Here is a 9,016-nt window from a genome sequence, read left to right as displayed (position 1 = left end):
ACGGCGCTGACCTCGCGGTCAGCGCCGTTTTTTCATTTCACGCGCGCGTGCTCAGACCAGGCACTGCTCCAGCCCCTGTTCCAGGATCTCGCGCGGCAGTTCGATGCCGATGAACACCATGCGGCTCTGGCGCGCCTCGTCCTTGCCCCACTCCGGGCCCAGGTCGCTGCCCATCAGCTGGTGCACGCCCTGGAAAATCACCTTGCGCTCGGTGCCCTTCATGTTCAGCACGCCCTTGTAGCGCAGCATGCGCGGGCCGTAGATGTTCACGATGGCGCCCAAAAAGTCTTCGAGCTTGGCCGGGTCGAAAGGCCGGTCGGCCTTGTAGACGAAGCTCTTCACGTCGTCATCGGTGTGGTGATGGTGGCCGTGCCCTTCATGCTTGTGCGAGGGGTGGTCGCACGCCTCGCCATGCGCGTGGTCATGGTCGTGATGGTCGTGCGCTTCTTCTTCCTTCAGGAAGTCGGGGTCGATGTCCAGCTTGGCGTTCAGGTTGAAGCCGCGCAGGTCGAAGATGTCCTTCAGCGGCACGTCGCCGAAGTGCGCCTTTTGCTGCGGCGCGCGCGGGTTCATGTGCTTCAGGCGGTGGATCAGTGCGTCGGTCTCTTCGGCCGACACCAGCTCGCTCTTGCTGATGAAGATCTGGTCGGCAAAGCCCACCTGGCGGCGTGCTTCCTGGCGGTCGTTGAGCTGCTGCGGCGCGTGCTTGGCATCGACCAGCGTGAGGATCGAGTCGAGCAGGTAGCTCTCGGCGATCTCGTCGTCCATGAAGAAGGTCTGCGCCACCGGGCCGGGGTCGGCCAGGCCGGTGGTCTCGATCACCACGCGGTCGAAATCGAGCAGGCCCTGGCGCTTCTTGGCGGCCAGCAGCTGCAGCGCTTCGCGCAGGTCTTCGCGGATGGTGCAGCAGACGCAGCCGTTGCTCATCTGGATGATCTGCTCCTTCGACTCGGTCACGAGGATGTCGCTGTCGATGTTCTCTTCACCGAACTCGTTCTCGATGACCGCGATCTTCTGGCCATGGGCCTCGGTCAGGATGCGCTTGAGCAGCGTGGTTTTGCCCGAGCCGAGAAAGCCGGTCAGGATGGTCGCGGGGATGAGGGCCATGGAAAAGTGCTCCGGAAGCGGAAAACAGAAAAAGGCGGGGGATTGGCGGGCAGTTTAGCCAATGCCACTGAGTTGCGTTGCCGATGGGGTCAAGCCCCCATTCACAACGGCTTTCTGACCACCACCAGCCCCTTCAGGTACTCGCCTTCCGGGAATTCGATGGTCATCGGGTGGTCGGGCGAGGCGCCCAGGCGTTCGGCGATGTAACCGTCCACGCCGGCGTCGAGCCCGGCCGAGGCCACGATCTTGTGGAACAGGTCGGCGCTGATGCCGCCCGAGCATGAAAACGTGAGCAGCACGCCGCCCGGCTCCAGCAGCTTGAGCGCGAGGCGATTGATGTCCTTGTAGGCGCGCGCGGCGCGCTCGGCGTGCAGCACCGTCGGCGCGAACTTCGGCGGGTCGAGCACGATGGCGTCGAAGGTGCGGCCCTGGTCGATGAACTCGCGCAGCACCGTGTTCACGTTGGCGTCGAGAAACTCCGTGGCAATGCCCTGCCCTTCGAAGCCGTTCAGCGCCAGATGCGCGCGGGCCCGGTCGAGTGCGGGCTTGGACGAATCGACCGACACCAGCGAAGCCCCGTCGAGCGCACCGGCCGCCTTCAGGCCCGCGAGCGCCGCCACGGTGAAGCCGCCCGTGTAGCAAAAACAGTTGAGCACGCGGCGAAAGCGCCGGTGCTGCGCCAGCTCGGCAAAGCGCTGGCGGCTGTCGCGCTGGTCGAGGTAGAAGCCGGTCTTGTGGCCGGTGGCAATGTCGAGCGACAGCTGCCAGCCGTGCTCGCGGATGGTGATCTGGGTCTCGCCCTCACCGCGCAGCCAACCCGTGACGGGCTTCAGGCCCTCGCGCTCGCGGCCGCTGGCGTCGGAGCGTTCATACAGCTTGGTCAGGCCCGTGGCCTCGAGCAGCGCATCGGCCAGCACGTCTTTCCAGCGCTCCACGCCGGCCGACAGAAACTGCGCCACCAGCGTGTCGCCGTAGCGGTCGACGATCAGCCCCGGCAGGCCGTCGGCCTCGCCGTGCACCAGCCGCATGCCGTCGCTCTGCAGGTCGAACAGGCCGCGCGCATGCACCGCGCGCGCGCAGACCGTGGAAAAAAAAGCAGCGTCGATGCGCTGCTTCTCATCAAAGCTCCAGGCCCGTGCCCGGATCTTGGACGTGGGGCCGAAGGCCGCCCACGCGAGGAAGTTGCCGTCGTGCGACTCCACCCGCACTGTTTCCCCCGAGTCCGCGCCGCCGCGCGCAATGGCGGATTCGAAGACCCAGGGATGGCGGCGTTGGAGCGAGCGCTCCTTGCCCGGCTTGAGGCGAAGGGTTTTCATGGGAGAACGGAGGAAGGAATGAAAGAAGAAATAAAAAACGAAAACAAACGCTGCAGGCGACGGGCCGTGGCTACTACTTGCCGTCCTTGTCCGGCCGGGCCTTGGCGCGCGGATGCGCCGCGTCGTAGACCTTGGCCAGGTGCTGGAAATCCAGCCGCGTGTAGACCTGCGTGGTCGCGATGTTGGCATGGCCCAGCAGCTCCTGCACCGCGCGCAGGTCGCTGCTCGACTGCAGCACGTGGCTCGCGAACGAGTGGCGCAGCATGTGCGGGTGCACCGGCGCGGCCAGCCCCGCCTTCAGGCTGCGCTCGCGCAGCAGCTTCCACACCGCCTGCGACGACATGCGTGCGCCGCGCGCGCTGACGAACAGCGCCGGCTCCTGGCGCTCGCCGCGCACCGCGAGCCAGTCGCGCAGCGCCTCGGCCGCCTTGCTGCCCACGGGCACGCTGCGTCGCTTGCTGCCCTTGCCGAGCACGTGGGCTTCCATCGCATCGAGGTCGACCCAGCCGCGCGCCGTGCCGCTGGCCTGCGCGTCGAGCCCCGTGAGCTCGCTCACGCGCAAGCCGCAGCCATACAGCACTTCGACGATGGCGCCGTCGCGCGCTTCGGTCCAGGGGTCGGCTTCGGGGTCGTACAGCTCGGCCAGGCGCACCGCGTCGTCCACGCCCAGCGCCTTCGGCAGCGGCCGGCCCGCCTTGGGCGCGTGCACGTCCTGCACCGGGTTGAAACCGATCAGCCCTTCATGGCCGAGCCAGCGGTAAAAGCTGCGCCAGCACGACAGCACCAGCGCAATGCCGCGCGGCTCGCGTCCGGCGCTGTGCAGTTGGGCCATCCAGCGGCGGATGTGCGCCGTCTGCACGCGGTCCAGCGGCAGGTTGGCCTCGGCCGCGTGGTCGGTCAGCGCGCGCAGGTGGAACGCATACAGCTCGACCGTGCGCGGCGCGAGCCGACGCTCCACGCGCACGTGTTCGAGGTATTTGTCGATCCATTCCATGGTGTCGTCGTGCTCCGTGCGCTGCCCGGGGCCGCGCTAGCTAGAACAGATAACCGAGCGATGCATTGTTCACGATGGCCGCCGGCTCACGCAACGCGCCCTTGAACAGCATGCCCCAGCGGCGCCAGCACGAGGTGGGCGCGGCGGCGTACTGCACGTCGAAGGCCTGGTCGAAGCCGCTGGCACGCACCAGGCGCTCGATGCGCCACAGGTGGTACGGCTCCGACACGATGATCACGCTGCGCACGCCGTTGGCCTCCAGTACCGTGCGCGACAGCGACAGGTTGGCGCGCGTGGACGACGACACCGACTCCAGCACCATCGGCCCCGTGTAGCCCTCGGCCGTGGCGTGGTCGCGCATCACCTCGGCTTCGATGCGGCCGTCTTCGACATCGACGCCGCCCGAGAACACCAGTGTCTGCACGCGCCCGGCGCGCGCCAGCACGATGCCCTGGTCGACCCGGCCCGTGAGGCAGGGGTTCGGCTTGCCGTCGAGGTACGCACGGTTGCCCAGCACCAACGCCACATCAGCCACGCGCGGCAGCGGGCCGGCCAGCGAGGCCTCGGCGCGCTGCCAGATCACGCCCGCGATGGCGACATAGGCCAGCACGCCGGCCAGCAAGACCATGCACAGGCCGGCCAGCCAGGGCCGGCGGCGCCACCCGCGTCGCGCGGGACGGCTCAAGGGCGCAGCCGCGACAGCGCGCCCGACGACAGCTCGGCGATGCGCTCGAGAAAGTCCGTGCCCATTTCGGCGTTGAAGCGCTGCGCGTCCGGCGAGGCCAGCACCAGCAGGCCGAAGGCCGGCGACTCGGCGTCGGCGCGCAGCGGAATCAGCGCGATCGATGCGGCGCCCTGTGGCTCGGGCAGCCAGTTGGCCGCCTCGAAGCCCGAGTTGAGCCCGCAGTACGGCGAAGTGAGCGAGGTGGCCAGCGCCTTCACGTCGTCGCTCACCCACTGGGCATAGGCTTCGTTCAGGTACTCGGTGCCGCAGTCCCACACCTTGATGGCCGTTTGCGGCACCAGGAACAGCGACTGCAGGTCGACCGCGATGCGGTACGGCAGGCTGCGCGGGTCGCGCGTGGTCAGCAGGCCCTTGGTCCAGCGCTGCAGGCGGTCGGCAATGACCACGTTTTCAGTGCCGTGGCGCACCATGTCCATCAGGCGGTGCTCCAGCGCCTTGATCTTCTCGCGCAGCATCTCGGCCTGGCGCTCCTGCAGGCTCACGGCGCGGTTGCCGTGCGGGCTGGTGAGCTGCACCTGCGCCAGCAGCTGGGCGTGGCGCTCGAAGAAGTCGGGCGTGTTCGACAGGTAGTTCGCGATGTCGTCTTCGGTGATCGGGTTCATGGCGTTGTTGTCGTGGGTGAATTGGGTCATGGCTGTTCCGAAATGTCGGGCACGTCGATCTCGCCCTCGAACACCGTCGTGGCCGGTCCTGTCATGAGCACCGGCCGGCCGTCGCCCTGCCACTCGATCGTGAGAATGCCGCCGTGCGTCTGCACGTCGACGCGGGAATCCAGCAGCCCCAGGCGAATGCCTGCCACCACCGCCGCGCAGGCGCCCGTGCCGCAGGCCAGCGTTTCGCCGGCACCGCGCTCGAACACCCGCAGCTTGATATTCGACCGGTCGACCACCTGCATGAAGCCCGCGTTCACGCGCTGCGGAAAGCGCGGGTGGTGCTCGATCTGCGGGCCCTGCTCGGCCACCGGCGCCGTGTCGACGTTGTCGACCACCTGCACCGCGTGTGGGTTGCCCATCGACAGCACCGCTACCGAAACGATAGCGGTGCCGGCCCGGGTCCCCAAGGCGAGGTGCCACTTCTGCCACGCGCCTTCGTGCTGCGGGTCGAGCCCGGCCGTGTCGAAGGGCACGCGCGCCGGCTCGAAGACCGGGGCGCCCATGTCGACCGTCACGCGGCCGTCGTCGCCCATGCGCGGCTCGATCACGCCGGCCAGCGTCTGCACGCGCACGTCTTTCTTGTCGGTCAGGCCGTGCTCGCTCACGAAGCGCATGAAACAACGCGCCCCGTTGCCGCACTGCTCCACCTCGCCGCCGTCGGCGTTGTGGATCACGTACTGGAAGTCGATGCCTGCAGCGGGCGACGGGCGCACCGTGAGGATCTGGTCGGCGCCGACGCCGAAATGGCGGTCGGCCAGGAAGCGGTACTGCGCGGCGCTGAGGCCCAGCGTGCCGCGCGTTTCGTCGAGCACGACGAAATCGTTGCCGGCTCCCTGCATCTTGGTAAAGCGGATTCGCATCGCCGGATTATCGCCACCGGCGCCGCCCTTCGCGCCGAAAGGGCCGCAGGGCGCAGCCCTTTCGGCACACCCAGTCTCAGCGGCCTCAGCCCTGGATGAACGCCAGCAGGTCGGCGTTCACCTGCGCCGCGTGCGTGTTGCAGGTGGCGTGCGGCGCGCCGGCGTACACCTTGAGCTGGCTGCCCTTGATCATTTCGGCCGCGAGCTTGCCCGTGGCCTCGAAGGGCACGACCTGGTCGTCGTCGCCGTGGATCACGAGCGTGGGCACGTCGATCTTCGCCATGTCGGGGCGGAAGTCGGTCTCGGAGAACGCCGTCACGCAGTCGATGGTGGCCTTGATCGAGGCCTGCAGCGCGATCTGCAGCGTCTGCTTGAACACGCCCTGCGACACCTTCGCACCCGGGCGGTTGGTGCCGTAGAACAGCGTGCTGAAGTCGTCGATGAACTGCGGCCGGTCGGCGGCCAGCCCGGCGCGGATGCCCGCGAACAGCGAGGCCTCGGGGCCCACGGGATGGTCGGGCGTCTTCATGAACAGCGGCGTCACCGCGCTGATGAGCGCGAGCTTCGCCACGCGGGCTCTGCCCTTGCGCGCGATGTAGCGCGTGACGTCCCCGCCGCCCATCGAGAAGCCCGCCAGGATCACGTCCTTCAGGTCGAGCTTTTCGATCAGCTCGGCGATGTCGTCGGCGAAGGTGTCGTAGTCGTAGCCGGTCCAGGGCTGGCTCGACCGGCCGAAGCCGCGGCGGTCGAAGGCGATGGCGCGGTAGCCGCGCTCGGCGAAGAACAGCATCTGGGCGTCCCACATGTCGGCGCTCAATGGCCAGCCGTGGCTGAAGACGATGGGCTGGCCGCTGCCCCAGTCCTTGTAATAGAGCTCGGTGCCGTCGCGAAGGGTCAGTGTGGTCATGGTTTTTCCTTGAGGTTGGCGAGAGGGTGAAGGGGAAATGGAAAGCAGAATCCGCGCCGCTCAGAGCGCCAGGAAGTGGTGCACCTCGGGCTTGCCCGGGCCGATGTGAAAGCGCAGCGCCTCGGCCTGCAGGTCGGCGTCGGCCTGCGACACGCGGTGGTGCTGGCGCAGGTGCTCGGCCCACGATTCCACGAGGAACCACTCCATCACGCGCTCGGCGTCGGTCGTGTGCTCGTGCACGCCCCAGGCGTAGGCGCCGTCGCGGCGGCGTTCGAGCGACAGGCGCTTCATCGCCTCCATGAACGCCAGCCGGTCTTCCTTGCGGATGCGGTACTCGACCTGGATCATCACGGGCCCGCGGTCGTGCGCCACCGGCTCGGCCAGCAGCGGTTCGGGCCAGTGGTTCGAGGCCTGCAGGTCGGCCTCGCCGGCGGGCAACCGCACGCGGTGGAACACCAGGCCCATCACCACCAGCCCCACCGCGCCCGCCACCAGCGTGGCCGGCACGCCGATCTGCTGCGCAATCAGGCCCCAGCCCAGGCTGCCGGCGGCCATCGCGCCGTTGAACACCGTGAGGTACACGGCCAGCCCGCGCCCGCGCACCCAGTTCGGCAGGATCGACTGCGCCACCCCGTTGAGCGTGGTCAGCGCAATGATCCAGCCCAACCCCAGCACGCCCAGCATCGGCACCGCGAGCCATTGCGGCGGCGCGAACACCAGGGCGCCCATCACCGCGGCCGTGAGCAGCGAGGCCAGCAGCAGCATGCCGTCGGCATCGAGCCGCGCACGCAGCCGCGGCATCACCAGCGCGCCGCCGATGGCGCCCGCGCCCACCGCGCCGAGCAGGATGCCGTAGAAGCTCGCCGTGCCGCCGAGCATCTGGCGCGCCACCAGCGGCAGCAGCGCCCACACCGAGCTCGCGAACAAAAAGAACACCGCCGCGCGCAGCAGCACCACATGCAGCTCCTTGCTGGCCCGCGTGTAGCGGATGCCCGCGCGGAAGGCGCCGAAGAAGTTTTCCGACAGCCCGCTGTCGACCGCCGCCGGGCGCTTCCACCACAGCAGCGCCGCGATCACGAACACGTAGCTCAGCACGTCGAGCCCGTAGGTGGCCGCCGCGCCAAAACTCGCGAGGATCAGCCCGCCCGCCGCCGGCCCGATGGAGCGCGCGATGTTGATGCCCAGCGAGTTGAGCGCCACCGCGCCCTTCAGCTCGCTGCGCGGCACCAGCTCCGGCACGATCGACTGCCAGGTCGGCCCCATGAGCGCCGCGCCGATGCCGCCCACGAAGGTCAGCGCCACCAGGTACTCGACCGTGAGCGCGCCCGTGTGCGACAGCACCAGCAGCGTGCCGCTCACCGCGGCCAGCAGCACCTGCACGAAGATCAGGAAGCGCCGGCGGTCGAGGATGTCCGACAGCACGCCCGCCGGAATCGCCAGCAGAAAGATCGGCAACGTCGCCGCCGTCTGGATCAGCGCCACCGCCGTCGGGCTCGCCGACAGGTCGGTCACCAGCCACGAGCTGGCCACGTCGCGCATGAAGCTGCCGATGTTGCCCAGCACCGTGGCGGCCCACAGCACCGCGAAGACCGGCTGGCGCAGCGGCGCGAAGGCGCCGGCGGATTTTTGAGGCTCAGTCATCCTGGCGCTCCTTGAGATCGAGCCAGGCGACCAGCACGAAGCCACCGACCAGGCCCAGGTGTTCGAAGAAAGAGTTCGCGGCCATGAAGCGCTCGGGCCCCAGCGGCATCTCCCAGAAACGCAGCGCGACAAAAGTCGCCATCAGCGTGAAGCCGCCCAGTGCGAGCGCGCCGAGCCAGCGCCACAAGCCGATGAGGATGAGCGCCGCGGCGCCCAGCTCCAGCACGATCACCGCCACGGCCAGCGGGCCGGCCGGCGACAGGCCGAAGTGGTTCATTTCCGCGAGGGCGGCGTTGAAGTCCATCGCCTTGTTCAGGCCGCCCTGCAGGTAGGCCGCGCACAGCAGCAGCAAGGCGATCCAGCGCACGGCGGGCGAAAGGGTCCAGTGCATCGCTTTCATCACACCGCCCAGCAGGCGCAACCCAGCGCGCCCCAGAAGCTCTTCAGGTCGGCGATGGGCAGCTTGCTGCTCCATGCCGTCGCGTGCTGGTGGCTGTGCACGTTGCAGTCGTTGGCGCAGGCGCAGGCCGCTGCGGCGTTGCGCATCGCCTTCTGCAGCGGCGCGCCTTCGGCGGTGTCGGCCCAACCGGCGTAGCCGCCGAAAGTGCGCGCGGGCGACCAGTCGGGCATGGCGGGCGGCACGCTGCCTTCGTCGTGCGGAGCGAACGGACCGGCGCCGTAGACCACCTTGCCGCCCACCATCGTGAGCAGCGCGGTCGTGTCGGCGATTTCCGATTCGGCGCAGGCGAAGAAATCGCGGTCGGGCACCACCAGGTCGGCGAGCTGGCCGGCC

General features: G+C 68.8%; 9 protein-coding genes and 1 pseudogene. All 10 read right to left on the bottom strand.

From position 1 onward, the window contains the following. Positions 1-51: 51 nt before the first annotated feature. On the bottom strand, positions 52-1,107 hold the full coding sequence (locus AAG801_RS37480; protein WP_099795064.1) for a GTP-binding protein: 1,056 nt from the start codon (positions 1,105-1,107) through the stop codon (positions 52-54). Positions 1,108-1,208: 101 nt separating this feature from the next. After that, positions 1,209-2,423, bottom strand: coding sequence for a class I SAM-dependent methyltransferase (locus AAG801_RS37475; protein ID WP_341892981.1), 1,215 nt, complete (start codon positions 2,421-2,423; stop codon positions 1,209-1,211). Between the two features lie 73 nt (positions 2,424-2,496). Beyond that, entirely contained in the window at positions 2,497-3,417 is a 921-nt protein-coding gene (locus tag AAG801_RS37470; RefSeq protein ID WP_101491213.1) for a tyrosine recombinase XerC, read from the bottom strand. Between the two features lie 40 nt (positions 3,418-3,457). After that, positions 3,458-4,102 carry a YdcF family protein gene (locus tag AAG801_RS37465; RefSeq protein ID WP_341892980.1) on the bottom strand — a complete coding sequence of 215 codons (645 nt, stop codon included), beginning with the start codon at positions 4,100-4,102 and terminating at the stop codon, positions 3,458-3,460. Further along, a complete protein-coding gene (locus AAG801_RS37460; RefSeq protein WP_101491215.1) occupies positions 4,099-4,794 on the bottom strand; it encodes a DUF484 family protein in 696 nt (231 codons plus the stop codon). Before AAG801_RS37460 ends, AAG801_RS37465 begins: the two co-directional genes overlap by 4 nt. After that, the gene (gene dapF, locus AAG801_RS37455) at positions 4,791-5,675 is read right to left on the bottom strand and encodes a diaminopimelate epimerase (protein WP_101491216.1); all 885 of its coding nucleotides are present in this window, start codon (positions 5,673-5,675) and stop codon (positions 4,791-4,793) included. Before dapF ends, AAG801_RS37460 begins: the two co-directional genes overlap by 4 nt. An 85-nt stretch (positions 5,676-5,760) precedes the next feature. After that, positions 5,761-6,582: an alpha/beta hydrolase gene (locus AAG801_RS37450; protein ID WP_341892979.1), complete on the bottom strand. Its 822-nt coding sequence runs from the start codon at positions 6,580-6,582 to the stop codon at positions 5,761-5,763. 60 nt (positions 6,583-6,642) lie between these two features. Next, complete coding sequence (locus AAG801_RS37445; RefSeq protein ID WP_341892978.1) at positions 6,643-8,223, bottom strand: MFS transporter; 1,581 nt, start codon at positions 8,221-8,223, stop codon at positions 6,643-6,645. Further along, entirely contained in the window at positions 8,216-8,614 is a 399-nt protein-coding gene (locus AAG801_RS37440) for a DoxX family protein (RefSeq protein ID WP_341892977.1), read from the bottom strand. Before AAG801_RS37440 ends, AAG801_RS37445 begins: the two co-directional genes overlap by 8 nt. Positions 8,615-8,622: 8 nt before the next feature. After that, positions 8,623-9,016: pseudogene (locus AAG801_RS37435) on the bottom strand (amidohydrolase); the annotation flags it as partial.

Source organism: Variovorax sp. YR752, from assembly GCF_943372545.1.
This window is presented reverse-complemented; position numbering and strand designations above follow the sequence as displayed.

Bases quoted from the DNA above. Each gene is read 5' to 3' on its own strand.
- AAG801_RS37480 (WP_099795064.1), bottom strand. From the start codon at position 1,107: ATGGCCCTCATCCCCGCGACCATCCTGACCGGCTTTCTCGGCTCGGGC.
- AAG801_RS37475 (WP_341892981.1), bottom strand. From the start codon at position 2,423: ATGAAAACCCTTCGCCTCAAGCCGGGCAAGGAGCGCTCGCTCCAACGC.
- AAG801_RS37470 (WP_101491213.1), bottom strand. From the start codon at position 3,417: ATGGAATGGATCGACAAATACCTCGAACACGTGCGCGTGGAGCGTCGG.
- AAG801_RS37460 (WP_101491215.1), bottom strand. From the start codon at position 4,794: ATGACCCAATTCACCCACGACAACAACGCCATGAACCCGATCACCGAA.
- dapF (WP_101491216.1), bottom strand. From the start codon at position 5,675: ATGCGAATCCGCTTTACCAAGATGCAGGGAGCCGGCAACGATTTCGTC.
- AAG801_RS37450 (WP_341892979.1), bottom strand. From the start codon at position 6,582: ATGACCACACTGACCCTTCGCGACGGCACCGAGCTCTATTACAAGGAC.
- AAG801_RS37445 (WP_341892978.1), bottom strand. From the start codon at position 8,223: ATGACTGAGCCTCAAAAATCCGCCGGCGCCTTCGCGCCGCTGCGCCAG.
- AAG801_RS37440 (WP_341892977.1), bottom strand. From the start codon at position 8,614: ATGCACTGGACCCTTTCGCCCGCCGTGCGCTGGATCGCCTTGCTGCTG.